Here is a 24,648-nt window from a genome sequence, read left to right on the forward strand (position 1 = left end):
GGAAGGAAATAGAAAATGACAATGCCGCCGCCCCGCGCCACGGTTATAGGGCGAATATGCCACATTCAAAACCACATATTCAAAATAATTCCATACGGCAAGAATTTCTGTGTATAATATTTTTCAGGGATGCGGTTGATGCCCTCCACATTCATCTATATTCAGGAGTTAATCATGTTCTTCGGCAAATCAACTGGCACCTCTGGCCAACACCTCGCTAAGCTGGTCGGCTGGTCGATGCTCGGCGCCGGCGCGTTGGCGTTCAACGCCGGTGCCCAGACCACCACCACGGCGACCACGTTCGAATCCTATCAAAAGCCGTTCTCGGCGACCTCGCCATGGAACTCGCGCCCGATCAATCCGGTGCTGGGCACTTATCAGATTCCGACCTCGAGCTACTTCCCGGCCGTGCAGGGCGGCGCCTGGTCGACCGGCCTGTTCCTGTCCAAGACGACCGATACCCCGATGACCGTCTACGGCCTGAACGGCGTATCCGGCGTCAACAATCCGGACACCACCGTGGCCGCCCCGGTGACGCTGCCGCGCTGGCCGAAGGACACCCTGCCGGCCACGGGCAGCGACGGCCACGCCGACATCTATGATCCGGTCACCGGCATCGTCCACTCCTTCTGGCAGCTCAAGCAAGTGAACGGCAAGTGGGTCGCCGCGCTGTACGCCTGGTCGCCGTCGAAAGGCACCGGCTGGGGCAATCCGGCGCACTACTACCATGGCGCGCGCGCCACCGGCGTGCCCGCCGCCGCCGGCCTGATCCGCGCCCACGAGATCAACGACGGTCTAGCCACCTACCAGCACGCGCTGGCCATGTCGCTCACCTACAATGCGCTGTCGGCCACCACGCCGTACATCTACCCGGCCACCTCGTCCGATGGCGACGCCACCAAAACCAACTCGGGCCAGATCCCGCAGGGCGCGCTGATGATGCTGCCGGCCAGCTACGACACGTCCAAGATCAGCAACCTGGCGCTGCGCAAGGTCGCCGACACGCTCAAGACCTACGGCGCCTACGTGGTCGACCGCAACGTCGGCACGCCGTTCGCCATCTATGTTGAAAACGGCGCGCCGTTCAACCTGCACGGCAGCAGCGGCTGGAACAATGCCGTCGCCGCCGAGCTCGACCGCATCCGCGCCAACCTGCGCCAAGTGGTGTCGGCGCCAAGCTGGGTCGACGGCAACGGCAGGGCCGTCAGCGGCACCGCGCCGGCCAGCGTCAACTCGCTGTCGATGCGCGGTCCGTGGACCCGCAGCTCCGGCACCAGCACGCCGTACTTCGATTCGTGGGCCCAGGCGCTGGTGTTCCCGGCATCGCCGACCACCACCGTCGTCAGCAACGCCAACTCGACCGGTTTGAGCAAGATCACCTGGGGCAAGCCGGTGGTGGGCAGCACGCAGAAGTTCAGCGTCATCGCCACCGGCGGCGCCCGCCTGAAGATCCAGGTCTATTCGGGCGGCACGATGAAGTTCCAGTCGGGCAACATGGCCAACGGTGAATCGGCGCGCTTCGTCTGGCCGAGCGGCGCCTGGATCATCCTGACCGGCATCAGCGGCACCGCCAACGCCGTCTCCACGGTGCGCGCCGAAATGGCCGCGGTCACGGAAACGGACGCCACCAAAGCCGCGCTCGCGACCGCGACCGTCGTCAAAAAATAAGCTGCACGCTTCCCGCCCGCGAAAGCGGGCCCGGCGCATGCCCGACGCTTCCCGCGCTCGGCCATGCGCCTTTTCTTTTGCGGTGCACCAAAAAAGCGGCGACGCCGACGGCAATGGATTAAAATACATCTTTTCAATGGACGCCGCCGTCGGCGCCCGCCTGGCAACGAAAGCACCGATCTTATGAGCTATGACCCGGACTGGGCGGCAGACCTGCAACGCTACGCGATGCGGCGCCCCTTCTTAAAAGAACAATCGATCTGGGCCGTCTGGCTGTATCGGCGTGGCCGCCGCCTCGACCGCGCCCCCGCCGGCGCGCTGCGCAAGCTGTCGCTGGCGCTGTACTGGTTGATGTTCCGCGCGATCGAAACGGCCACCGGCGTGAGCCTGCCGAAGAGCGCGCGCATCGGCCCCGGCCTGCGCATCTGGCATTTCGGTAACATCTTCCTGCATGCCGACACCGTCATCGGCGCCAACTGCACCTTGCGTCAGGGCGTCACCATCGGCAACCGCCATCCCGACGGCCCGACCCCGGTCATCGGCGACAACGTCGAGTTCGGCGCATACGCGCAGGTGCTCGGCGGCGTGCGCATCGGCGACAACGCCCGCATCGGCGCCATGTCGGTGGTGCTGTGCGACGTGCCCGACGGCGCCACCGCCGTCGGCGCGCCGGCGCGCGTAATTCCATCGACCGGCGCGGCCGCCGGCGACACCGTCGGCGCCCGGAGCGCCGCATGAGCGCCGTGCTGGCCGGTCTCCTCTATATAGTGCTGGCGCTGTTGGCGGTGCCGGTGCTGGTGCTGCTGACGCAAGCGCTGCTGGCCATCGCCGCGCCCGGCCCCGGCGCGCCGCCGGCCGGGCGCCGCCCGCGCATCGCGATCCTGGTGCCGGCCCACAACGAACAAGACGGCGTCGGCGCCACCATCGCCACGCTGCTGCCGCAGCTGCAGGACGGCGACCGGGTGCTGGTGGTGGCCGACAACTGCTCCGACGACACCGCCGGCGCCGCCCGCGCCGCCGGCGCCGAGGTGCGCGAGCGCTTCGACGCCACCCTGCGCGGCAAGGGCTACGCGCTCGACTTCGGCGTGCGCTGCCTGGCCGAGGACCCGCCCGGGGTGATGATGATCGTCGACGCCGACTGCCTGGTCGAACCGGGCGCGATCGACCGCCTGGCGCGCACCGCCGTCGCCAGCGGCCGCCCGGTGCAGGCGCTGTACCTGATGCGCTCGCCGGCCGGCAGCGGCCCGATGAAGAAAATCGCCGAATTCGCCTGGGCCGTCAAAAACCTGGTGCGGCCGCTCGGCTTCCTGCGCCTGGGCATCCCCTGCCCGCTGATGGGCAGCGGCATGGCTTTCCCGTGGGGCATCATCAGCACGGCCTCGCTGGCCAACGGCCACATCGTCGAGGACATGAAGCTGGGCATGGATCTGGCGCGCGCCGGCACGCCGCCGCTGTTCTGTCCGCAGGCGCTGGTGTCGAGCACCTTCCCCGCCAGCGACGCCGGCACCGAGACCCAGCGCAAGCGCTGGGAGCATGGCCATCTGAGCATGATCCTGTCGGCGGCGCCGCGCTTCCTGCTCGAAGGCCTGCTCAAGGGCCGTCCCGGCATGGTAGGCATGGCGCTCGACCTGGCCGTGCCGCCGCTGGCGTTGCTGGTGCTGATGGTGCTGGCGCTGGGCGCGCTGACCGCCGTGTTCACGCTGTTCGGCGGCGGCGCCGGCCCGCTGCTGGCGGCCGTGGCGCTGCTGGCGGCGCTGGGCGTGGCGGTGCTGGTGGCGTGGTGGCGCTACGGCCGCAAGATCCTCAGCGCGGCCAACCTGGCCATGGCGGTGCTGTATGTGTTCTGGAAGGTGCCGGTGTATATCGGCTTCCTGGTCAACCGCCAGGTCGAGTGGGTGCGCTCCAAGCGCGACACGGAATAACCCCAATCAAGCAACTGGAAAAGGAATACCGATGAAAGTTTTGGTCACCGGCGGCGCCGGCTACATAGGCTCCCACACCTGCGTCGAACTGCTCAACGCCGGCCACGACGTGGTCATCGTCGACGACCTGTCCAACAGCGAGGCCGGCGTGGTCGAGCGCATCACCGAGCTGGGCGGACGCGCGCCCGGCTTCGTCGAAGCCGACATCCGCGACCGCGCCGCCATGGCGGCCGTGTTCGGCGCCCAGCGCTTCGACGCCGTGATCCACTTCGCCGGCCTGAAGGCGGTCGGCGAATCGGTGGCGCAACCGCTGCGCTACTACGACGTCAACGTCTACGGCAGCATCGTGCTGCTGCAGACGATGGCCGAGTTCGGCGTCAAGCGGCTGCTGTTCAGTTCCTCGGCCACCGTCTACGGCGACCCGGACACGGTGCCGATCACCGAGGACTCGCCGCTGCGCACCACCAATCCCTACGGCGGCTCCAAGCTGATGATCGAGAACATCCTGCGCGACCACGCCCGCGCCGCGCCCGACTGGGGCATCGCGCTGCTGCGCTATTTCAACCCGGTGGGCGCCCATGAGAGCGGCCGGATCGGCGAGAACCCGCGCGGCATCCCCAACAACCTGTTGCCGTTCATCGCCCAGGTGGCCGACGGCCGGCGCGAGCGGCTGGCCGTGTTCGGCGACGATTACCCGACCCCCGACGGCACCGGCATGCGCGACTACATCCATGTGGTCGACCTGGCCGTGGGCCATCTGCGCGCGCTCGAGAAACTGGCCGCCGGCCCCGGCGTGCTGACCTACAACCTGGGCACCGGCGCCGCCAGCAGCGTGCTCGACATGGTGCGCGCGTTCGAGAAGGCGTGCGGCAAACCGATCCCCTACGCCATCAACGCCCGCCGTCCCGGCGACATCGCGGTGTGCTACGCGGCGACCGATCTGGCCGAGCGCGAGCTGGGCTGGAAAGCCACGCGCGGCGTCGACCAGATGTGCGCCGACGCCTGGCGCTGGCAGAGCGGCCTGCTGGCGTCCTGAACGGCACCGCCCGGCGCTTGCCGCCGGGCGCCCCGATAATGCGGCGCTGCCGCCGGGCGCCCCGATAATGCGGCGCTTGCCGCCGGGCGCCCCGATACCGCGGCGCCTGGCGCCGCCCGACCGGCCTTTAGACCGGCCCCTGGTCCTGCGCGATCTGGCGCGTCAACTGCGCCACCACGTCGGCCTGTTGATCGGAAAACTTGCGCGCGAATAGGATGTCGGTTTCCCCAAACGACGTCGTGGTGCGCGTGCGCGCGGCCTCGCGCAGGATCGGCAAGTGTTTCTCCGACATATATTCCGGACTGGCCGCGCCGGGCGCCCACACCGTGTAGGTCAGGTTGGGCACCACGCGGGCGGCGGCGTCGGTGTTGCAGACGATGGTCTGGAAGAACGACTCGTCCGGACACCCGGTGTGCTTGAAGAATTCCACCACCGCCGGTTTTTGCTCGACGAACCGAAGGATGTGTTCGCAGGTGGCGCGCGTCAACGCCCACCAGCTCGAGCCGCCGTACGGCTGCAACCCGTCGAGGTGCTGGCGGTAGTCGCGCTCGCGCGGCAGCAGCCCCACGCGCAGCATCGCCTTTTGCAGGCCGCGCAGCAGGCGCGGCGCGCTCGGGCGCGGATGGTAGCGCGTCAGGCGCGAGATCGGCTTGCCCATGGCGTCGGCCGGCATCGCCACGGTGTTGATGAACTCCGCTTGCGGGCGCTCGGCGAAGAAGCGCCCGATCTCGGCGCGCGAACGGATCGGGAAATCGGCGCCGCTGAGGAACACCAGCCGCGTCGCGCCGGCCGGGCTGGCCAGCGCCGCCGCGATCAGCACCAAGGTCGCCTCGACCTGGCTGAAGTCGCCCCAGTAGACGGCCACGCGCGGTTCGACCAGCGCCACGTTGGGCGCGGCCAGATGGGCGAACGGGGCGCTATCGACCTTCTTGTCGATGTGCACGAAGAACGACACGTCGGGCCCGTCGAGCGCGGCCAGCAAGCGCGCCAGCTGGGCCACATTGTTGTGCGCCTGGATCAGGTACGCTATTTTCATCGCCAACACTCCTTGGTTTGCCGGCGGCGGGGTCGCCGCGGCGGTAAAGCGCTCACCGCTGCGGGAGGGCCTTGATCAGCGCGCCCAGCTTGGCGGCCTCGGTATCGATCGAATGGCGCGCCAGCGCGCGCGCGTGGGCCCGCTCGCCCATCGCGGCCAGTTCGTCGAGCGGCGTGGCCAGCGCGCGTTCGAGCGCGGCGGCCAGCAGGTCGACGTCGCCGGCCGGGATCAGCCAGCCCTCGACGCCGTCGCGCACCAGCTCGGGAATGCCGGCCACATAGGTCGTCAGCACCGGACGGCGCAGCGCCATCGCCTCCATCACCACCACCGGCAAGCCCTCGGCAAAGCTCGGCAGGGCCAGCGCGCGCGCGGCCAGCATCTCCTCGCGCACCTGGTCGCTGCTGATCCAGCCGGTGATGCGCACCGCGTGTTGCAATTGGTGGCGCGCCACCAGCGTCTCGATCTCGGCGCGCATCTCGCCGTCGCCGGCCAGCACCAGCTCGACCGCCACGCCGCGCGCGGCCAGCTGCGCCACCGCGCGCACCAGCAGCTGCTGGCCCTTTTGCTCGCACAGGCGGCCGACGCACACCAGCCGCGGCGCGGCCGGCGGCGGCACCGCCGGGCCGGCGTGGAACACCGGCTCCAGGCCGCAGTGGACGATCTCCACCTTCGGCCACTCGGTGTACGGAATCCAGCGGAACAGCTGGCTGCGGCCGAAGCTGCTGATGGCCACGACAAAGGCCGAGCGGGCGATTTTTTCCTTGATGTGCAGGAACTCGGGCTTGTCGAACTCCTCCGGCCCGTGCACGGTGAAACTGTAGGCCGGCCCGCCCAGCGCGCGCGCCAGCATGGCCACCTCGGCCGGGTTGGTGCCGAAGTGCGCGTGCAGGTGGCGCGCGCCCGACGCCCGCAGCCAGCCGAGCATGCGGCAGGCCTCGGCCAGGTAGATCAGGTGCAGCGGCCAAGGGCGGTCGGCGCGGCGCGCCATGCGCAGCGCCAGCCCCAGCGCGCCGAAGAAGCGCCCCGGCGCCTTGACCATCACGCCCAGGGTCGACAGCGCCAGCGCCAGCGCGCCGTCGCGCAGCAGGTAGCGGGTTTTTTCACGCTCGCGCAGGTCCTCGGCGTCGACCAGATGGTCGGCCCAGCCGCGCAGCGCGATGCGCTGCACGTCGAAGCCCTGGCGTTCGAGCGCGAGGATCTCGCGGCGGATGAAACTGTGGCTGACCTTGGGGTACTGATTGATGAGATACGCTATTTTCATGAAGCTCACTGGTATGCGCGGCGAAGCGCTTTAGGGCTGGGAAAGGGTGGCATCGTCGGCCTTGGCCGGCTGGCCGGGGACGGCCGGCGACGGCGCCCGGCGGCCGCCGAACCGATCGGCCCAGCGGCGCCCGGCCGCCATGAACCAGGCCTCGTAGTATTTGGTCGACAGCCAGGCCAGCACGAACAGCACCAGGAACAGCAGCGGGCGCTTGGCGTACTTGACCAGCACGTCGCCGTCGCCGTCGCCCAGCCAGGTATGGGTGAGCAGCGGATGGATCACGTACAGGGCGTAGGAGATGCCGGCGACGAACACCAGCGGCTGCCCGTGCAGCGCCCGGCCCAGCGTGGCGTCGGGACGCACCAGCGTGGCGCCGACCAGCAGCGCGGCCAGGTAGGGACGCAGGTAGTTGAGCCACTGGCCCTGGGGCATGCACGACCACGCCAGCAGCACCAGCACCGGCAGCTGCGGCACGCGCGCCAGCCAGCCGCGGGCGTTGGCGCCGAGCTTGCCGTGGTAGGCCAGCGCCAGCGTGCAACCGGCCAGGATTTCGTCGATGCGGTAATAGCTGACCGACGAGGCGGTGACGATGTCCCACACGCGCAGCCCGGTGAAGCCGAGCGCCAGCAACGGCAGCAACAGCAGGCCGCGCGCGCGCAGCACCCACACCAGCAACGCCACGCCGACATAGAACTGCATCTCCATGCACAGGCTCCATAGGTGCTCGGTCATCGGCAGCAGCAGGTTGAAGCGGCCGTCGCCGGGCGGGAAGTTGGCGTAAAACAGGTAGTGCGACGCCCAGATCGCCAGCGGCGCGCCGCTGGCGATCAGCGCGACGAACATGTAGAGCCAGGCCAGCGGCAGCACCCGGGCGAAGCGCCGGATCAGGAAGCCGACCACGCGCTGGTCCTTGATCAGGAAGGAGGTGATGAGGAAACCGGACAGGTTGAAGAAGATCACCATGCCGAGGATGCCGGTGCTGTAGTTGAGCATGTAGTGGTGCGGGCCGAGCGGCAGCAGGTGGGCCGCCAGCACGAACAGGATGCTGATGCCGCGCCATCCGTCGAGCACGGACAGATGGGCCGGATGCGCCGGCGGCACGGCCGCGGGCGGGAGTGGGAGGCTTGCCATGGCGCCGGCTCAGTACAGTGGACGGGCCGGCGGCGCCGGGACGGCGGCGGGCACGCCGGGACGGCCCGGCGCGGCGGCGGCGGCGGCCGGCGGCAGCCGGTACAGCGCGCAACCGGCGCCGACGGCGAACCACAGATACCAGTTGTACGACAGGTAATAGAACATATTGTCGCTGATCGAGCACACCAGCAGGTTGACGACCATGACGATGAGCGAGAAGCCGGCCAGCTTGTCGACCTTGAGCACCGGCGCCAGCTGCCGCAACAGCGAATAGGCCAGCCAGCCGAACGCGGCCAGGCCGAACACGCCCAGTTCGAACAGCAGCTGCACATACACGCTGTGGGCGCCGTAGTTGGTCTTGCCGGCGAACGGGAAGAACACGATTGAATATTTGGTGAACGATTGCAGGCCGTTGCCGATGACAAAGCTGATCGGCTGCATGTAGCCGATCGCCGTCTCCCACAGGTAGACGCGCCAGGCGAACGAGTTCAGGTTGGCGTAGATGGTGACCTTGTTGCCCTCGCCCAGCTCGGTGAGGCGGTCGCCCACGCCCGGGATCATCAGCGCCAGCGCGCCGAGCACCGCCATGTAGATCAGGTAGCGCCGCTCGAAGATCAGCGCGTACAGGCCGAAGGCGAGCGCCGCGGCGGTCCAGGCGCTGCGGGTCTTGGTCAGCAGCAGCATGCCCAGCAACACGACCAGGTACAGCGTCATGCACACCTTGACCCGCGTCGGCGCCTTCGCCGGCAACGTCTTGAGCAGGTAGAACGCCACGCCGATGATGACGGTCAGGTAGAACGCCATGACGTTGGGATGGCCGAACGTGCCGCGCATGCGGAACTCGCCGCCGACGGCCAGCTTGACGTAGGCCAGGATGTAGAAGCTGTAGAGTACGGGGATGGCGGAAGACCACAGCACCAGCTTGAGGCAGGCGCGGAAATCCTCGCGCGTGCGCACGCAGAAGTAGCCGCCGATGAACATGGCGAAGTAGGACACCTGGGTCAGGAACAGCCGCGCCGCCTCGCCCTTTTCCGGCGAGGTGGCCACGCCGAACAGCGTCACCAGCAGGAACGGCGCCCAGGCGGTGTAGCCGCGCCGCGGCACCAGGGCCGGCTTTTCGAACACCAGCATCATGGCCAGCACGATGACCATGCCGTTGATGACGCCGCCGATGCCCAGCGGATAGCTGCCGATCGAAAAGCGGGTCAGCTCGAGCACGTTGTCGCCGCTGGCGCGCAGCAGCACAATCATCAGCAAGGTCAGCTTGCGGTCGTAGATGATCAGCAGGCCGAACAGCATGGCCGCCGGCAGCGCCACCAGCTTGCCCGGGCTGGCGCCCATCAGGTTGACCAGCAGGGGCGTGGCCGCGCCCAGCACCACCGCCACCAGCAACAACAGCGCGCCGAGCAGATAGACCGGGCGCAGCGGGTTTTTTACGATGTCGGGCGCTTTAAACGAACTGAAAGCGGGCCATTTGAGCGAGACTGCCATAGGATACCTATCAAAATAAATGCGGCGCGGTCGCCCGCGCGGATCTTGCTCAGGCCGGTTGCGCGGCCACGCGCATGTTGCGCTTGCCGGGGAAACGGCGGATCAGCCAGGAGCGCACGGCGTTCCATTCGCCCGTCTCGGGCGTGTGGGCGTGGCGGAAGCGGTTGAACCGCCACAGCAGGCGCGCCTCGCCGCGGGTGGCGATGGCCTTGCGGTACACCAGCTCGCGCTCGAGCTCGGCGGACTGGCCCAGGCCCTGGCGCAGCGTGGCCGCCATCGCGGCGAACTCGGCGTCGAAATTGCTGCGGCCGTCGACGTCCATCAGGATGCCGCCGTGGTTGCAGAACGGCGCCGGATCGAAATACGGCAGGCCGTGCAGCGCGCAGAACGAGCGCGCCAGGAAGCGCGACACCTGCAGCGACACCTCCATCTGGTCCATGAAGCGGGTGGCGCTGACATTGTTGCCGTGCCAACGGTAGCGGATCAGCTTTTGCGGCACGTTGGCGCACTTGCCGACGATGGCCAGCTGGCCGAACAGGAAATAGTCCTCGGCCAGGTTGGGCACCTCGATGCGCTGGTGCTCGGGCAGCACCTTGAGCACGTCGATGCCGTAGCGCACGCCCATCTCGCGCACCCCGGCCAGGCGCAGCATGGCCGTCGGGTGGGCGATCGGATTGCGGAACAGGCTGGCGGCGGCCACGCGGGCGGTGCCGATCGGCATGCTCATGACGCCGATGGCGGCGCCGGCCGCGTCGATGACGTCGGCCTGGCCGCCGATGGCGACGATGCCGGGTTGCGCGGCGAAGGCGGCCAGCTGCACGGCGAAGCGGTCGGGGAAGCAGACGTCGTCGGCGTCGTGGCGCACGATGAACTCGGCGTCGGCCAGGTCCAGCCCGCAGTTAAGCAGGCCCGACAGCCCGTTGGCCTCGGGCAGCGTGTGCACCTCGATGCGCGGATCGCGCCGCTGGTAGTCCTCGGCCATCTCGCGGCTGCCGTCGGTCGAGCCGTGGTCGAGCACCAGCAGGCGCCAGTCCTGGAAGGTTTGCGCGCGCACGCTGTCGAGCGACTCCGCCAGAAAGTCGACACCGTTTTTCACGGGCAACAAGATATCTATCTTCGCCAATTGCAAGCTCCTGCGTACACGTTCATCAAACCCCGCCGGCGGCGCGGCGGGGGGGCGCGGCGGGGCCGCGTGTTCATTGCCGGACGGATATATCCCTGCCCGGCCTGCGCCATTCTAACATGCGAAAAAATCAAGGCCTAGTCGATGCTGCGGTGCGGCACAAAAATTCTCAAGGGCATTCATAACGTGTTCGATTGGAAAAATAATGCGATTTTCCCGGCGATAACGTGTAAAATTCCCAACAATGCTGCACTGAAGCATATCATGAGAATACGGACCGGCGACGCCTCCTTGCGCGACAGAACATGGCGCGGACGCCCGCCGCACGGTTGAACTGCTAGTCGAACAAAAAAGGAACGCGAATGAATATTACTGTGATCGGATCGGGTTATGTGGGCCTGGTGACGGGCGCCTGCCTGGCCGAGTTGGGCAACTCGGTGTTCTGCCTCGATGTCGATGCGCGCAAGATCGACATCCTCAACAACGGCGGCGTGCCGATCTACGAGCCGGGCCTGAAGGAAATCATCGAGCGCAACCGCGCCGCCGGCCGCCTGACCTTCTCCACCGACGTCGCCGCCAGCGTCGCCCACGGCGACATCCAATTCATCGCGGTCGGCACCCCGCCCGACGAGGACGGCTCGGCCGACCTGCAGTACGTGGTCGCCGCGGCGCGCAACATCGGCCGCCACATGACGTCCTTCAAGGTCGTCGTCGACAAGTCGACGGTGCCGGTGGGCACCGGCGAGAAGGTGCGCGCGGCCATCGCCGAGGAACTGGCCGCCCGCGGCGCCGACGTCGGCGTGACCGTGGTGTCGAACCCCGAGTTCCTCAAGGAAGGCGCGGCCGTCGACGACTTCATGCGTCCGGACCGCATCGTCATCGGCGCCGACACCGACGCCGCCGGCCAGCAGGCGCGCGACAAGATGCGCGAACTGTACGCCCCGCTCAACCGCAACCACGAACGCATCCTGTACATGGACGTGCGCTCGGCCGAGTTCACCAAGTACGCCGCCAACGCCATGCTGGCCACCCGCATCTCGTTCATGAACGAGCTGGCCAACCTGGCCGACAAGCTCGACGTCGACATTGAAAACGTGCGCAAGGGCATCGGCTCGGATCCGCGCATCGGCTTCTCGTTCCTGTACGCCGGCACCGGCTACGGCGGTTCGTGCTTCCCGAAAGACGTGCAGGCGCTGGTGCGCAGCGCCAGCGAGTTCGGCCAGCACCTGGAAATCCTGCACGCGGTCGAATCGGTCAACAACCAGCAAAAACAAATCCTGTTGGGCAAGATCGTCGCCCGCCTGGGCGAGGACCTGAGCGGCAAGACCTTCGCCATGTGGGGCCTGGCGTTCAAGCCCAACACCGACGACATGCGCGCCGCGCCGAGCCGCGTGATGGTCAAGGAGCTGCTCAAGCGCGGCGCCAAGGTGGTCGCGTTCGACCCGGTGTCGATGGAGGAGGCGCGCCACGCCTTCGAGCTCGACCTGGCCGACCTGCCGGCCGGACAGCGCCAGCTGTCGTACAGCGACGCGCCGATGAACGCGGTGGCCGGCGCCGACGCGCTGATCATCATGACCGAGTGGAAGGCGTTCAAGAGCCCCGACTTCGCCGCGCTCAAGGCCGCGCTGACGCAGCCGCTGATCTTCGACGGCCGCAACCTGTACGAACCGGGCGCGATGCACCGGGCCGGGGTGGAATACCACGCGATCGGCCGCGCCGGCAAGCACGCCGGCTAAGGGCGGCGGCCGATGACCAATTGGTTGATGAACAAAGCGCGCCGGCTGCGCCAGCGCGCGGCGAACCTGCGCCGTTTCATCCTGCTCGAACGCGACTGGCTCGCGTACGGGCGGCACTATGACGCCCGCCGCGGCGCCGACGGCGGCGCCGGCGTGGTCGTCTCGCTGACCTCCTATCCGCCGCGCTTCGCCACGCTGCACCTGACGCTCAAGTCGCTGCTGTCGCAGTCGCAGGCGCCGGCGCGGGTGGTGTTGTGGATCGCCCACGGCGACATGGACCGGCTGCCGCCGGCGGTGACGGCGCTGCGCGCGGCCGGCCTCGAGATCGAGGCCTGCGACGACACCCGCTCGTACAAGAAGATGATCCCGCTGCTGCAACAGGGCGAGCGGCGCGCCATCGTCACCGCCGACGACGACGTCTACTACTGGCGCGACTGGCTGCGCCAGCTCACCGAGATGCAGGTGCCCGGCAAGCTCGAGGTCATCTGCCACCGCATGCACCGCATGCGCCTGGACGGCGCCGGCCTGCCGCTGCCGTACACGCAGTGGGAATTCGAGTCCGGCAACCGCGAATCGAGCCGGCTCAACTTCCCCACCGGCATCGGCGGCACCTTGTATCCGGCCGGCCTGTTCGGCCCCGAGGTGCTCGACGTCGACGCCTTCACGCGGCTGTGCCCGCGCGGCGACGACATCTGGTTCTGGTGGATGGCGCGCGACCGCGGCGCCACGTTCCGCCGCGCCGACGCCCGCCACGAGATTTATTGCTGGGACGGTTCCCAGGAGGTGGCGCTGTGGCTCGACAACGTCGGCGCCAATTACAACGACGAACAAATCCGGGCCATGATCGCGGCCTACGGTTTCACCAATGAAAGAAGCACCGCCTGATGTCCGCCATGTCGAACGCGCGCTGGCTGACGCTGGCGCAAGCGGCACGTATCGTGCTGCAACTGGTGTCGCTGGTCATCCTGTCGCGCCTGCTCCCCCCCGCCGAGTACGGCCTGCTGGCCATGGCCACCGTGGCCATGAACTTCGCCTACCTGCTGCGCGACATGGGCACCGCCGCCGCCATCGTGCAAAAGGAGGACCTCAGCGAACACACCACCAACACCGTGTTCTGGCTCAACGTCGGCATGGGCGCGCTGCTGGCCCTGGTGCTGTGCGCGGCCGCCCCGTTCGCGGCCACGTATTTCCGCACCGACCGCCTGGCGCCGGTGCTGTGCCTGCTCGCGCTGGCCTTCCCCGTCACCAGCGCCAGCGCGGTGCACCAGGCGCTGCTGGAGCGCCGCTCCGGCTTCCGCACGCTGGCGCGGGTCGAGCTGGTGTCGGCGCTGTCGGGCCTGCTGGTGGCGGTGCTGCTGGCCTACGCCGGCTTCGGCGTCTACGCGCTGGTGTGGCAGACCGTGGTGGCGGCAGCCGTGTCGTCGATCCAGCTGTGGCTGGCCAACGACTGGCGCCCGAGAAAAATCTGGAGCATGGCCGAGTTCAAGTCGCTGTGGGGCTTCAGCGGCAACCTGACCGGCTTTAGTTTCATCAACTTTTTCGCCCGCAACGCCGACAGCCTGGTCATCGGCCGCGTGCTCGGCCAGGTGCAGCTGGGCATCTACGCCCAGGCCTACAAGCTGATGATGTTCCCGCTGCAAAGCATGAGCGCGGTGGCCGGGCGGGCGCTGTTCCCCGTCATGAGCCGCCAGCAGAACGACCGCCCGCAGATGGCGCTGCTGTACCTGCGCGCGCTGCGCCTGATCGCCACCATGACGGCGCCGATGATGGCCGGCCTGTGGGTGCTGCGCGAACCGTTCGTCACCGTCGCGCTCGGCCCCAAATGGGGCACCGTGCCGGTGGTGCTGGCCTGGCTGGCGCCGGTCGGCTTCATCCAGTCGCTCATCACCACCACCGGCACCGTGTTCATGTCGACCGGGCGCACCGACCTGATGATGCGGCTCGGCCTGCTCGGCTCGATCCTGCAGGTGGGCAGCTTCTTCATCGGCGTGCACTGGGGCATCGAAGGGGTGGCGATCTGCTACCTCGCCGCCAACGTGCTCAACGGCTTGCCGCACTTCTATTACGCCACCCGCCAGCTGCACAGCGACATGGGCGCCCTGGCGCGCGCGATCTGGCAACCGCCGCTGTTCGCGCTGCTGATGGTGGCGGCGATCTATCCGGCCCTGCAATGGCTGCTGGCGCGTCAGGCCGGTCCCGAGCTGCAGCTGGTCGTCATCGCCGTGCTGGGCGCGGCCGTGTACGGCGGGCTGACGCTGCTGTTCTCGAAGGCGCTGGTGCAGGATTGTAAAAAAATGCTGGGCCTGTCCAGCTAGGCGCCGGCGGCGCCGTCCGCGGCCGCCGCCGTTCCCGCCTCATCCGCTATCTATCTACTGGAGTTCCGTCGTCCCATGGGCAAACTCGTTTCCATCTACATCCCCACCAAGAACCGCGAGACGCTGCTGCGGCGCGCGGTCCATTCGGTGCTCGGCCAGACCCACACCGACGTCGAACTCATCGTCGTATCCGACGGCGCCACCGACGGCACCTGCGACTACGTGCGCAGCCTGCAGGGGCGCCACAACGTCCAGCTGATCCACAACGACACCTCGGTCGGCGCCTGCGCGGCGCGCAACCAGGCGATCGCGGTGGCGCACGGCGAGTTCATCACCGGACTCGACGACGACGACCTGTTCCTGCCGCACCGCCTGGCCACCTTCGTGGCCCATTGGGAACGGCGCACGGCCGCCGGCGAACGCTTCTCGTGCCTGTTCGACCGCCGCATCTTCGACCATGGCCCCAGCGTCAACCTCGGCAACACCGACCCGGTGGTCACCATGGAGCGTATCGTGCGCGACAACGCCATCGGCAACCAGGTGTTCACCACGCCGGCGCTGCTGCGCGGCGCCGGCGGCTTCGACGCGGCCATGCCGGCCTGGCAGGATTGGGAAATGTGGGTGCGGCTGGTGGCGCACGGCGGCCCGGCGCACAACATCGGCGCCAACAGCTATGTGATGGACATCTCGCACGAGTTCGAGCGCATCACGCTCAAGTCGGGCGACAAGATCGTGCAGGCGGCGCGGCTGTTCTACGCCAAGCACGGCAACGGGCAAGGCGCCCTGCCCGGTTTGCTTCACTCGCTGGGGGCGTATCCGCAGATCACGCTGACCCTGGGCGATTTGCTGGTGATGGCGGGCGACCCGGCCACGCGCGGCTACGCGTTCACGCAGCTGCGCCGGCGCAAATTCAAACCGACGATGGCCGGCACGTTGACCTGATCCACGGCGGACCTCGCCGTGCCCGCGGCGCCGCCCGCCGCCGCGGGCAACGCGCCGATCGAGCCGGCGATGCCGGCCGTGCGGGCCGCCCGCGTCGCCGGCGGCCCGCACGGCGCCCCGCAACCGGCGCCGGCGCGCCCCAGCAACCCCCATCCAACATGGCACGCCGGCCGCGCGCATCGGCTGATGTCGGCCATCCCCCAAAAAAAAATGCCGTTCAGTCTGGACTGAACGGCATTGCTTTCCCCCGGCCGCGCCGCCGACAGCGCCGGCGCGCCTTAACGCGCCTTAACGCGCCTTAACGCGCCTTAACACGCCTTAGCGCGCCACCAGCGCGTGGCCGCGCGGGTCGTTGGCCGCCACCAGCTGGCGCAGGAAGTCCTGCTGCATCGCGTAGGCCGCCTTGGTCTCGCTCTGGTCGCGCACCAGGGTCGACGCCCGCACCAGGATGCCGTCGGCGACCTTGCCCGCCAGGCCGTCGCGGAAGATCTTCATGCGCATGTCGAAGCCGCCCTGCGGGTAGGCGTCGCTGATGCGGGTCCAGTAGGTCACCGCCTCGAGCCGGTTTTGGCTGGACGCGACCATGTGCTTGCCGGGCAGCGCGCCGGCCGGCGTCACCGCCAGGCTCGCCGGGCTCAGCGAGATCACCTTGTAGCCCTGGGCCGGGTAGCAAATCTCCGGCAGGTGCAGCTTGACGTCCTGGCGCTGTTCCTTGGCATAGGCCAGCGCCAGCATCACCTGCACGCCGTCGCGGTTGACATAGGTGCGCATCAGCACGTCGTCGTACGGCTGCTCGAGGCTGCGTCCGCCGTCCTCGGCGGTCGACAGCTCGGCCTGGGCGCCGGCGTTGGGCACCTCGGTCCAGTCGCCGAAGCGGGTCGGCACGCTGTTGGCCAGCGGCGTGCCGCCGGCGGCCGCCTCGAGGGTCGGGGTCAGCGCGTGCGCCAGGCCGACGGTGGCGACCATGGCCACCAGCATCGCCAGCGCCGGGCGCAGCGCCACGTGGGTCAGCTTGCTCCAGGCGCCGGCCGCCACGGCCGGCAGTTGCAGGCCGGCCTGTTCGTCGTCGTCGCGCTTGGTGCGGTTGCGCACCAGCCAGCTCAGCGCGCTGTCGACGCCGATGATCAGCAGCAGCGCCGACAGGAACAGCACCAGCCCGGAGAAGCCGTGCAGGAAGCCCTGGCCGGCGGCGTCGCCGAGGTGGTAGGTGATCAGCGACAGGAACATGATGCGCAAGGTGTTGGCGGTGAACGAGATCGGCACGATCAGCACCGCCAGCACGACGTTGCGCACCACCGACGGGTGGCGCACCAGGTTCATGTACAGCAGGCCCAGCGCCTCGAGCGTGAACAGCGAGTTCAGGCCGGCGCAGGCGTCGGCCACCAGCAACTGGTACTGGCCGATGGTGAGGATCACGCCGCTGCGGGCGATCGGGTAGCCGAACCAGTACAGCAGGTGCTCGGTGGCGTACGAGACGCCGATTTTCATCGGCAACGTCAGCACGTCGACGATCGAGGCCGGCAGCGGGATCATGAACAGCATGAAGAAGAAGGCGAACCACATGCGCGACCAGGTGCGCACGCCGTAGAAGGCGATCAGCACGCCGCTGAGCACGAACAGCAGCGAGCCGACCTCGAACAGCAGCACGCCCTGCGAGCGGCCCAGCACATAGGACACCAGGCCGACCAGCAGCGCGGCGGCGCCGGCCAGCGGCGCCGGGTTGCGCTCGAAGCGCTGCTGCGACAGCAGCTGGCGCATGCGGAAATACAGGAAGCCGAAGGCGACGGTCATGACGATCGGGCCGTGGGCGTTGCGGTCCGAACTCCAGGCGCCGTGGAACAGGTCCCAGAACGTCGGCAGATACACCACGCCCAGTCCGACCAGCAGCAGGATCGAGGGAGCCAGCGCCGCGCGCGCCGTGCCGACTGGTTGGGTGGCCATGGTATCCATCGCGTTAGAAGTTGTTGAGCACGGTGCCGACGACGTGCACGCGGGCTTCGCCCAGGGCGCCGATCAGGTTATGCACCTCGTTGATGCGCGAGGCGTCCTGGCGGGTGACGACCACCGCGGCGCCGGCGCGGCCGGCCACCATTTGCGCGTCCGAGCATTCGCTGCCGGCCGGGGTGTCGATCAGGATCACGTCGAACTGCGGCGCCAGCTCGCGCAGCAGCTTGCCCATCGCCGGGCGGCCCAGCAATTCGGACGGGTTCGGCGGCGGCGCGCCGGCCGTCAGCACCGACAGGTCCAGCAGCGCCGGCACCCGTTGCACCGCCTCGACGCCGTTGCGGTCCGACAGCACCGACGACAGGCCGACCCGGTTCTCCAGGCCGAACAGCGCGTGCTGGCTCGGGTGGCGCATGTCGGCGTCGATCAGCAACGTGCGCTGGCCCTGCTGCGAGAACACCACCGCCAGGTTGGCGGCCAGGAAGCTGCGGCCGTCGCCGCGCTCGGCGCCGGTCACGGCCAGCGCGCGGCGCTCGTCGCCGGTCTCGAACCAGCGCCACATCAGCTGGTTGCGCAGCGCCCGCAGCGATTCGACGCGGGCGGTGAACGGTTCATAGGCGGCCACCACGGTCTCGCTGATGGCGCTTTCGCCGCGCAGCAGGTACGGATAGTCGTACTGGCGCGACAGCGCGAACTCGATGTCGGCCGTGCTGAGCACGCCGAGCGCGAGCGCGGCGTCGCCGAAGCGCACGTTGTGCTCGACCTGGTGGCGCATCACCTTTTCGGCGTCGGCCACCGACAGGCGCCCCTGTTTGATCAGGATGGCACCGATCGAGCGGTCCGGCACGGACGCCGCCGGCGGCTTGTCGCGCAGCTCCGGCGCCGGGTAGGATGGGACGGTGGAATTGGAATTCATGTTGGTGCTCCGTGTATGTCAGTGGTCCGCGTGCGGGTCGGTTACTGCAGCTGGGCCATCGGCGCGGCCGGGCGGTTGCGGCGCAGCACGCGCTTGGCCGCGCGCGGCGTGGCGATCACGCCCAGCACCGGCAGGCCGAAGGCGTCGGCCATGTGGGCGGCCGAGCGCACCCGCTGGTCGAGCATTTCGAGCAGCAGCACGGCGCCGGCGCCGAGGATGGTGCCGATCACCAGCGACAGCGCCAGGTTGACCATCAGGCGCGGCGACGACGGCGAGCCCGGCGTGTTGGCGGTCGACAGCACGGCGATGTCGGACTGCTTGGACTGGCCCTCGAGGTTGGTGGCGTTGTAGCGCGCCATGGCCGACTCGTACGAGCGGCGGGCGTTGTCGGCCTCGTTGCTGAGCACGACGAACTCGTCGCGCGCGCCGTTCATCTCCAGCACGCGCGCTTTTTGCGCGGCCAGCGCGGCGCGCAGTTCGCCCTCGCGCTGCTTGAAGATGGTGCTGGTGCCGGCCACGCCGCTCGAGGCGATGCGGATCTGGTCGTTCAGGCTCGAACGCAGTTTGTCGACCTCGGACTTGGCCGAGATGTACTGCGGGTGGTTCGGCGCCAGGCGCGCCGAGGTGTCGGCCAGCTTGGCCTCGGCCAGCGCCAGCGACGACTTCAAGCCCTGGATCAGACCGTTGTTGAGCACGTCGGGCGAGCTCTCGGCGCCGCCGGTGGCCTGGCGCGAGCGCGATTGCGCCTCCATGGTCTGGCCCTGGGCCTGCACCAATTGGCTCGACAGTTCGTTCAGGCGCGCCATCTCGACGTCGACGCGGGTGTCGGCGTTGTAGATGTTGTTATCCTTCTGGTATTTCGACAGGCGGCTCTGGGCCACCTCGTACTGCTCGCGCAGCAGCTTGATCTGGGTGTTGATGAAGCCGGAGGCCTGCTGCGCCGGATCGGTCTTCAGTTGCACGGAAAACTGCATGTAGGCTTCGGCGAAGGCGTTGGCCACGGCGGCGACGAACTTCGGATCGGCGCCCTGGAAGTTAATCGTCAGCACGCTCGAATCGCGCGAGGGCTCGATGTCGACCTTGGCCAGCAACAGGTTGGCCAGCCATTCCTTGATGGTGACGTCGGTGTTGCCCTTGACGGCGTCGGCGAACTGCTGCTGCACGGCCGGACTGTCGGCCAGGCGCAGGTTGTCGACCACCTTGAGCGCGACGCTCTTGCTGCGGATGATGTCGGCCTGGGTGACGACGTAGCCGGACATCATCTGCACCGGCAGGCTCATGCCGGTGACCGGATCGACGCCCTTGGTGTTGAGCACCAGCGCGGTGCTGGCCCGGTAGACCTTGGGCAGCATCAGGCTGATGACCACGGTGGCGGCGACGGTGACGGCCAGGATCAGCAGCAAGATCTTGTAGCGGGCGCGCAGCGCCAGGAGCAAATGGGTGAAATTCATGATTGTCTTTCTAAAGAATCGATCGAACGCCGCAACGGCTGGCGGGCCGGAGGGCCGCACCGGCCCACGTCATCAGAACAGGCTTTCGCGCACGTACAGCACGTCGTCGTTCTGCACCAGATCGTCGTACTTGGCTTCGAGGATCTGCAGTTTGCCTTCGGCGTCGCGGCGCTTGATGCGCAGGCCGCGCTCGGTGCCGCGCGGGGTCAGGCCGCCGCCGGCGGCGAGCGCCTGCAGCACCGTCATCGAGCGTTCGATGCGGAACATGCCCGGCCGCTGCACTTCGCCGTAAATGTAGAAGCGCGGCGCGCGCTCGACGTAGACGACGTCGTTGCCGCTGAGGTCGAGGTCGGCCTTCATGTTGCTGGTGCGAACCAGTTCGGCGACGTCGATGACGTCCTTGGTGGTGGTGCCGTTGCGGGTGCGCAGCACGGTGACGGTGTCGCCGCCCTCGGCACCGACGCCGCCGGCCAGCGCCAGCACGTCGAGCACGCTACGGCTGCCGTCCAGCGGATAGCGGCCCGGACGGCCCACCTGGCCCAGTACCGACACCTGCTGGCTTTGCAGCACGGTGACGATCATGTTGACCTGCGGGTTCTTGACGAAGCCGCCCGACACCAGCAGTTGCGCCAGTTTCTTTTCGGCCGCCGCCGTCGGCAGGCCGGCCACGGCCACCTGGCCGACCAGCGGGAAGGTGATGAAGCCGGACGCGCTCACGCGCGTCTCGGTGGTCAGGTCGGGGTTGTTGTAGACCGAGACCTTGACCACGTCGCCGGGTCCGAGCAACAGCTCGGCCGCGCCGGCCGTGCCCAGGGTTAGCGCCAGCAGCGACGCCATCATCCAAAATACGAGTCGTTTCATAGTATGTTCTCCGTGTGTGCGGTGGGCGGCCCGACGGGCCGCCCCGTTATTTGAGTCCTGCCACGCCGCGGGCGGCGGCGTCGTCGTGCGCGGGCGTGCCCGCCGCGGCCGGGGCCGCCGGGGCCGCCGGCGCACCGGGGGTGCCGGCCGCGGCCGGCTCGTCGGCCTTGTTGACATACTCGACCTTGGTGGCCGCGCGCAAGCGCGCCAGTTCGGCCGCGGCCGCCTCCTTGCCGCGGGTGTTCATCAGGTATTGCTCGATCTGCGCCGTCGACGCGGCCAGCTCGACCGGCGTGTCGCGCACGTCGGTGATGGTCACCACGGTGCTGCGCTCGCCCTCGCGGATGATGAACAGCTGGCCCTTGGGCAGCGACAGCAGCTTGTCGCCCAACGCCGGTGCCAGATCGGCGTAGCTGCGCGAGATCTGGTTGCGGGCGTACTTGACGTTCTTGCGGTCGAGCAAGGCGGCGACGTCGTCCAGCGTCTTGGCGTCGTCGATCTCCTTCTTGAGACCGTCGTTCAGGTCGGCCGTCGGCAACACCAACTGGCGCATGTCGATCGTCTTACGCTGGGAGAACAGCGCCGGATGCTTGTCGAAGTACTCCTTGACCTCGTCCCGGGTCGGCTTGGCCGGCGTGCCGACCTTCTTTTGCAGGTAGGCTTGGGCCAGGATCAGCGACTTGGCGCGCTCGATCGCCTGCACCACCTTGGGGTCGCGGTCGGTCTTGTCCTTGACGGCCTCGTTGATCAGCAGCTGGCGGTCGACCAGCGACGCCAGGATCTGCGGACGGGCCTGCTGTTGCTGGGCGCCCGGCACGCCCGAGCGCGCCAGTTCCTCGTTCAGTTGCAGCGCGGTGATCTCCTCGCCGCCGACCTTGACCAGCGCCTGGCCGGATTTGGTGTCGCTCTTCCCGCAGGCGGCCAAGCCGGCCACCAGCAGCAGCGCCAGCGCGCCGCCGCCGACGCGGCGCAGACCGTGGCGTCGCGTGACGCCGTCAAATTGTGTATGGTTCAAGATAGTCTTCCTCAGTCACGTGTGGCGGCGGTCAACGGCTGCGACCGGCGTGGGGGCAAAGTATGCGTGCCACTCAAACGATTGTCAATATTATAAAGGCTATGCATTAAATGCAACCTCCGACCCGGATTGTGGCACAAATATCGCAATGCAGCATTTCAATTCGTCTTCCTTCGGCGACGGCGCCTTGGCGGACCTTCCGCCGCGCCGTCAATGCGCGTTCTCGCGCTTGGCCACCACCAGCACCGTGCGCACGATAATCCACAGATCGAGCCACAGCGACCAGTTGCGCAGGTAGTCCAGATCGTACTCGATGCGCGCCTCCATCTTGTCGAGCGTTTCGGTCTCGCCGCGCAGGCCGTTGACCTGGGCCCAGCCGGTGATGCCCGGCTTGACCTTGTGGCGCAACATGTAGCCCTTGATCAGCTTGCGGTACTGCTCGTTGTGGGCGACCGCGTGCGGGCGCGGCCCGACGATGCTCATGCGCCCCTGCAGCACGTTGAAGAACTGCGGCAGTTCGTCGAGCGAGCTGCGGCGCAGGAAGCCGCCGACCCGGGTGATGCGGCTGTCGCCCTTCTTGGCCTGCACCACCTTGTCGCCGTTCTCGGTCACCGTCATCGAGCGGAACTTGTAGACGATGATCTCCTCGCCGTTGAGGCCGTAGCGCCGCTGCGGGAAGATGATCGGCCCGGGCGAGGACAGCTTGACGGCCAGCGCGATGACCACCATCACCGGGATCAACAGGATCTGGATCGCCAGCGCCAGCACGATGTCGCTGCAGCGCTTGACGATGCTGTTGACGCCGGTGAACGGCGACTCGCGGATGCCGATCACCGGCATGCCGCCGACGCTGCCGAAGCGCGCCTGCATCAGGTCGAACACATAGATGTCGGGCAGGAAGTAGACCGACGCCGTGGTGTCCTCGAGCTCGTCGAGCAGCTGGCGGATGCGCGGCTGGGCCGAGATCGGCTGGCTGATGAAGATCATCTTGATCTGGTGCTGGCGCACGTAGGCGGCGATGTCGGACATCTTGCCCAGCATCGGATGGGCCACGCCGTCGACCCGGCGCTCCGGGCCGCGGTCGTCGAAGTAGCCGTGCACGTTCATCAACAGGTTGGGCAGGCGGCCGATGGTGGCGGCGAACTTGACGCTGACATCGTTGGCGCCGACGATCACCACCGAGCTCAGCTGGCCACGGCGCGGGTCGGCGCCGAGCCGGTGCGCCGCCAGGTGGCACAGCAGCATGGCCACCGGCGTGGCCACCATCCACACCAGCACCACGGTGCGGTCGTAGTGCGGCACCATGCCGCTGGCGTAGCCGATCAGCGTCAGCAGCACCACCGTCAGCAGCCAGCCGAGCACCAGGTCGCGCGCGGCGGCCCAGCGCCCACCGGTGTGCCAGCTGCGGTAGGGATCGATATACTTGTAGACCGACGAGGCGACGAAGAACGCGATGATCGTCAGCACCAGCGAATACCCGGTGAAGCTGGCGCCGAGCGCGATCGTGCACAAATACAACATCCCCATGATGATCAGGGGATCGACGACACGCTCGAAAAAGGTGATCAGGGGACTCTCGTTGACCGTCATGACGCTTAAAACTTCACGGTGGCGTTGAAAGAGACGCCTTTGGCGCGGAAGCTCGAGGTCGCCGCCGCGGCGCTGCCGTCGCGGCGGGTGGTGAAGCCGTTCAGATTGAGGCTGACCTGGCGCCAGGCCTGGTACGTCACGCCGACCGACGCGGTGCGCGAATTGTCGGTCAGCCCGCCCAGGCCGGAGACGCCGCTCAGCGGCTCGAAATCGCGCTTTTCGTATTTGACGTTGGCGTTGTAGCTCAGCTTGGCCGTCGGCGACCACGAGGCGCCGGCGCTGGCGCCGGTGCTCAGCGCGCTGTTGACCAGCGTGCCTTCGGCGGCGCCGAACTCGCGCCAGATCATGCCGTTGAACTGGGTGTGGCCCAGCGGCGACCAGTTGACGATCAGGCGGCCGTTGGCGCCGCTGTCGTCGCGCAGCTTCTCGGTGTTGTGGCGCCGATTGACCCAGCCGCCCAGGAAGGTGACCTGGGTCACGCCGCTGGCGATCCAGTTGACGTTGAACTTGACCTCGTCCTGCTTGTAGCCGTTGTCGACCGGCAGGCCGGTGACCTGGTTGAGGCCCTGCGTCGGGTAGACGCCCTCGAGCTGGCGGAACACCAGGCCGAAGGTGCTGCCGCTGCTGGCGATGTAATCGAAGCCCGTTTCGACGGTCTTCTCGGTGCGGTTGTTATAACTTTGCGACGGCAGGTCGAAGCCGAAGCGCTCGTTGGTGTAGCCGGCGTGCACCTGCCACGACGGGTGCAACAGGTAGTTGGCGTCGACGTAGCGCTTGTTGTCGGTGCGGATGTTGCGCGCGGTACTCTGGAAGTCGGCGAACGAGGCCAGCGACTCGCTGTAGCTGGCGCCGAGGTGGCCGCTGAGCTGGTTGCCCACTTGCCATTTCCATTCGGCGGCGGCGTCCTTGCCCGTATAGTCGAGTTCGGTGAAACGGTTGAACGCGACCTTGCTGGCGCGCGCCGAGGCGGTCACCCGCTGGCGCCCGATCGGGCGCTCCAGCGCCACGCCGGCGATCAGCGTGGTGTAGGTGTCGGACTGGGCCGCGTCGGCATTGTTGGTATTGTCACGCCGCAGCAAATTGTCGTCGTACGCATAGCCGGCCGACACGTACGGATGGATGGTGTCGCTGATCTGCGCCCGCGCCGCGGGGGCGAACAGGCCGCTGATAATGAGCGGCAACGCGATGAGTTTCCCGGCGCCGGGAGCGC

The 24,648-nt window shown here is 68.0% G+C and carries 21 protein-coding genes; 9 read left to right on the forward strand and 12 right to left on the reverse strand.

What is annotated here, in order from left to right; all coding sequences use genetic code 11:
- The first annotated feature begins 174 nt into the window (after positions 1-174).
- The 4 genes from BMX85_RS07455 (at position 175) to galE (ending at position 4,626) form a co-directional block, all read left to right on the forward strand.
- Positions 175-1,668 carry an Atrophin-1 multi-domain protein gene (locus BMX85_RS07455; RefSeq protein WP_143067920.1) on the forward strand — a complete coding sequence of 498 codons (1,494 nt, stop codon included), beginning with the start codon at positions 175-177 and terminating at the stop codon, positions 1,666-1,668.
- Between the two features lie 183 nt (positions 1,669-1,851).
- A complete protein-coding gene (locus BMX85_RS07460; RefSeq protein WP_090315419.1) occupies positions 1,852-2,406 on the forward strand; it encodes a serine acetyltransferase in 555 nt (184 codons plus the stop codon).
- A complete protein-coding gene (locus tag BMX85_RS07465) occupies positions 2,403-3,590 on the forward strand; it encodes a glycosyltransferase family 2 protein (RefSeq protein WP_090315421.1) in 1,188 nt (395 codons plus the stop codon). Before BMX85_RS07460 ends, BMX85_RS07465 begins: the two co-directional genes overlap by 4 nt.
- 31 nt (positions 3,591-3,621) lie before the next feature.
- Entirely contained in the window at positions 3,622-4,626 is a 1,005-nt protein-coding gene (gene galE / locus BMX85_RS07470) for a UDP-glucose 4-epimerase GalE (RefSeq protein WP_090315423.1), read from the forward strand.
- A 127-nt stretch (positions 4,627-4,753) separates the two neighbouring features.
- Here the strand turns inward: galE and BMX85_RS07475 are convergent, their stop codons facing one another.
- Genes BMX85_RS07475 through BMX85_RS07495 form a run of 5 tightly spaced genes read right to left on the reverse strand, consistent with a single transcriptional unit; the run spans position 4,754 to position 10,641 of the window.
- A complete protein-coding gene (locus BMX85_RS07475) occupies positions 4,754-5,662 on the reverse strand; it encodes a beta-1,6-N-acetylglucosaminyltransferase (RefSeq protein ID WP_143067921.1) in 909 nt (302 codons plus the stop codon).
- Between the two features lie 52 nt (positions 5,663-5,714).
- On the reverse strand, positions 5,715-6,923 hold the full coding sequence (locus BMX85_RS07480; RefSeq protein WP_090315427.1) for a glycosyltransferase family 4 protein: 1,209 nt from the start codon (positions 6,921-6,923) through the stop codon (positions 5,715-5,717).
- Positions 6,924-6,953: 30 nt separating this feature from the next.
- Positions 6,954-8,054 carry an acyltransferase family protein gene (locus tag BMX85_RS07485; protein ID WP_090315429.1) on the reverse strand — a complete coding sequence of 367 codons (1,101 nt, stop codon included), beginning with the start codon at positions 8,052-8,054 and terminating at the stop codon, positions 6,954-6,956.
- Between the two features lie 9 nt (positions 8,055-8,063).
- Positions 8,064-9,545 (reverse strand): O-antigen ligase family protein, encoded by a 1,482-nt coding sequence (locus BMX85_RS07490; RefSeq protein WP_090315431.1) that lies wholly within the window; start codon positions 9,543-9,545, stop codon positions 8,064-8,066.
- A 49-nt stretch (positions 9,546-9,594) separates the two neighbouring features.
- Complete coding sequence (locus BMX85_RS07495) at positions 9,595-10,641, reverse strand: glycosyltransferase (RefSeq protein ID WP_229210404.1); 1,047 nt, start codon at positions 10,639-10,641, stop codon at positions 9,595-9,597.
- A gap of 389 nt (positions 10,642-11,030) precedes the next feature.
- Here BMX85_RS07495 and BMX85_RS07500 point away from each other — a divergent pair, with 389 nt between their 5' ends.
- The 5 genes from BMX85_RS07500 to BMX85_RS07520 all read left to right on the forward strand — a co-directional run bounded on the left by BMX85_RS07500 (position 11,031) and on the right by BMX85_RS07520 (position 15,892).
- On the forward strand, positions 11,031-12,404 hold the full coding sequence (locus BMX85_RS07500) for a UDP-glucose dehydrogenase family protein (protein ID WP_090315433.1): 1,374 nt from the start codon (positions 11,031-11,033) through the stop codon (positions 12,402-12,404).
- A gap of 12 nt (positions 12,405-12,416) precedes the next feature.
- Positions 12,417-13,289, forward strand: coding sequence for a glycosyltransferase family 2 protein (locus BMX85_RS07505; protein ID WP_143067922.1), 873 nt, complete (start codon positions 12,417-12,419; stop codon positions 13,287-13,289).
- Positions 13,289-14,719: an MOP flippase family protein gene (locus tag BMX85_RS07510; RefSeq protein WP_177196684.1), complete on the forward strand. Its 1,431-nt coding sequence runs from the start codon at positions 13,289-13,291 to the stop codon at positions 14,717-14,719. Before BMX85_RS07505 ends, BMX85_RS07510 begins: the two co-directional genes overlap by 1 nt.
- A gap of 75 nt (positions 14,720-14,794) precedes the next feature.
- On the forward strand, positions 14,795-15,661 hold the full coding sequence (locus BMX85_RS07515) for a glycosyltransferase (RefSeq protein WP_090315439.1): 867 nt from the start codon (positions 14,795-14,797) through the stop codon (positions 15,659-15,661).
- Between the two features lie 18 nt (positions 15,662-15,679).
- Complete coding sequence (locus BMX85_RS07520; RefSeq protein WP_090315442.1) at positions 15,680-15,892, forward strand: hypothetical protein; 213 nt, start codon at positions 15,680-15,682, stop codon at positions 15,890-15,892.
- 87 nt (positions 15,893-15,979) lie between these two features.
- On the opposite strand, the gene xrtB is transcribed toward BMX85_RS07520, so the two are convergent.
- The 7 genes from xrtB to epsL all read right to left on the reverse strand — a co-directional run bounded on the left by xrtB (position 15,980) and on the right by epsL (position 24,619).
- Complete coding sequence (gene xrtB, locus BMX85_RS07525; RefSeq protein WP_229210338.1) at positions 15,980-17,602, reverse strand: exosortase B; 1,623 nt, start codon at positions 17,600-17,602, stop codon at positions 15,980-15,982.
- A 13-nt stretch (positions 17,603-17,615) separates the two neighbouring features.
- A complete protein-coding gene (gene epsG, locus BMX85_RS07530) occupies positions 17,616-18,521 on the reverse strand; it encodes a chain length determinant protein tyrosine kinase EpsG (protein ID WP_090315446.1) in 906 nt (301 codons plus the stop codon).
- A gap of 41 nt (positions 18,522-18,562) precedes the next feature.
- Positions 18,563-19,972: a chain length determinant protein EpsF gene (gene epsF / locus BMX85_RS07535; RefSeq protein WP_177196685.1), complete on the reverse strand. Its 1,410-nt coding sequence runs from the start codon at positions 19,970-19,972 to the stop codon at positions 18,563-18,565.
- Positions 19,973-20,044: 72 nt separating this feature from the next.
- A complete protein-coding gene (gene epsE / locus BMX85_RS07540) occupies positions 20,045-20,833 on the reverse strand; it encodes a polysaccharide export protein EpsE (protein ID WP_090315448.1) in 789 nt (262 codons plus the stop codon).
- Between the two features lie 46 nt (positions 20,834-20,879).
- Positions 20,880-21,848 (reverse strand): EpsD family peptidyl-prolyl cis-trans isomerase, encoded by a 969-nt coding sequence (locus BMX85_RS07545; RefSeq protein WP_229210339.1) that lies wholly within the window; start codon positions 21,846-21,848, stop codon positions 20,880-20,882.
- A 210-nt stretch (positions 21,849-22,058) separates the two neighbouring features.
- Complete coding sequence (locus BMX85_RS07550) at positions 22,059-23,438, reverse strand: undecaprenyl-phosphate glucose phosphotransferase (protein WP_090315449.1); 1,380 nt, start codon at positions 23,436-23,438, stop codon at positions 22,059-22,061.
- A gap of 5 nt (positions 23,439-23,443) precedes the next feature.
- Positions 23,444-24,619: an XrtB/PEP-CTERM-associated polysaccharide biosynthesis outer membrane protein EpsL gene (gene epsL / locus BMX85_RS07555; protein WP_177196686.1), complete on the reverse strand. Its 1,176-nt coding sequence runs from the start codon at positions 24,617-24,619 to the stop codon at positions 23,444-23,446.
- Between the last annotated feature and the right edge of the window lie 29 nt (positions 24,620-24,648).

The sequence above is a fragment of the Duganella sp. CF517 genome (assembly GCF_900110275.1).
Classification (GTDB): Bacteria; Pseudomonadota; Gammaproteobacteria; order Burkholderiales; family Burkholderiaceae_D; genus Rugamonas.

What these genes read in the sequence shown, in the direction of transcription:
- BMX85_RS07455 (WP_143067920.1), top strand. Translation starts at nt 175, where the DNA reads ATGTTCTTCGGCAAATCAACTGGCACCTCTGGCCAACACCTCGCTAAG.
- BMX85_RS07460 (WP_090315419.1), top strand. Translation starts at nt 1,852, where the DNA reads ATGAGCTATGACCCGGACTGGGCGGCAGACCTGCAACGCTACGCGATG.
- BMX85_RS07465 (WP_090315421.1), top strand. Translation starts at nt 2,403, where the DNA reads ATGAGCGCCGTGCTGGCCGGTCTCCTCTATATAGTGCTGGCGCTGTTG.
- galE (WP_090315423.1), top strand. Translation starts at nt 3,622, where the DNA reads ATGAAAGTTTTGGTCACCGGCGGCGCCGGCTACATAGGCTCCCACACC.
- BMX85_RS07475 (WP_143067921.1), bottom strand. Translation starts at nt 5,662, where the DNA reads ATGAAAATAGCGTACCTGATCCAGGCGCACAACAATGTGGCCCAGCTG.
- BMX85_RS07480 (WP_090315427.1), bottom strand. Translation starts at nt 6,923, where the DNA reads ATGAAAATAGCGTATCTCATCAATCAGTACCCCAAGGTCAGCCACAGT.
- BMX85_RS07485 (WP_090315429.1), bottom strand. Translation starts at nt 8,054, where the DNA reads ATGGCAAGCCTCCCACTCCCGCCCGCGGCCGTGCCGCCGGCGCATCCG.
- BMX85_RS07490 (WP_090315431.1), bottom strand. Translation starts at nt 9,545, where the DNA reads ATGGCAGTCTCGCTCAAATGGCCCGCTTTCAGTTCGTTTAAAGCGCCC.
- BMX85_RS07500 (WP_090315433.1), top strand. Translation starts at nt 11,031, where the DNA reads ATGAATATTACTGTGATCGGATCGGGTTATGTGGGCCTGGTGACGGGC.
- BMX85_RS07505 (WP_143067922.1), top strand. Translation starts at nt 12,417, where the DNA reads ATGACCAATTGGTTGATGAACAAAGCGCGCCGGCTGCGCCAGCGCGCG.
- BMX85_RS07510 (WP_177196684.1), top strand. Translation starts at nt 13,289, where the DNA reads ATGTCCGCCATGTCGAACGCGCGCTGGCTGACGCTGGCGCAAGCGGCA.
- BMX85_RS07515 (WP_090315439.1), top strand. Translation starts at nt 14,795, where the DNA reads ATGGGCAAACTCGTTTCCATCTACATCCCCACCAAGAACCGCGAGACG.
- xrtB (WP_229210338.1), bottom strand. Translation starts at nt 17,602, where the DNA reads ATGGCCACCCAACCAGTCGGCACGGCGCGCGCGGCGCTGGCTCCCTCG.
- epsG (WP_090315446.1), bottom strand. Translation starts at nt 18,521, where the DNA reads ATGAATTCCAATTCCACCGTCCCATCCTACCCGGCGCCGGAGCTGCGC.
- epsF (WP_177196685.1), bottom strand. Translation starts at nt 19,972, where the DNA reads ATGAATTTCACCCATTTGCTCCTGGCGCTGCGCGCCCGCTACAAGATC.
- epsE (WP_090315448.1), bottom strand. Translation starts at nt 20,833, where the DNA reads ATGAAACGACTCGTATTTTGGATGATGGCGTCGCTGCTGGCGCTAACC.
- BMX85_RS07550 (WP_090315449.1), bottom strand. Translation starts at nt 23,438, where the DNA reads ATGACGGTCAACGAGAGTCCCCTGATCACCTTTTTCGAGCGTGTCGTC.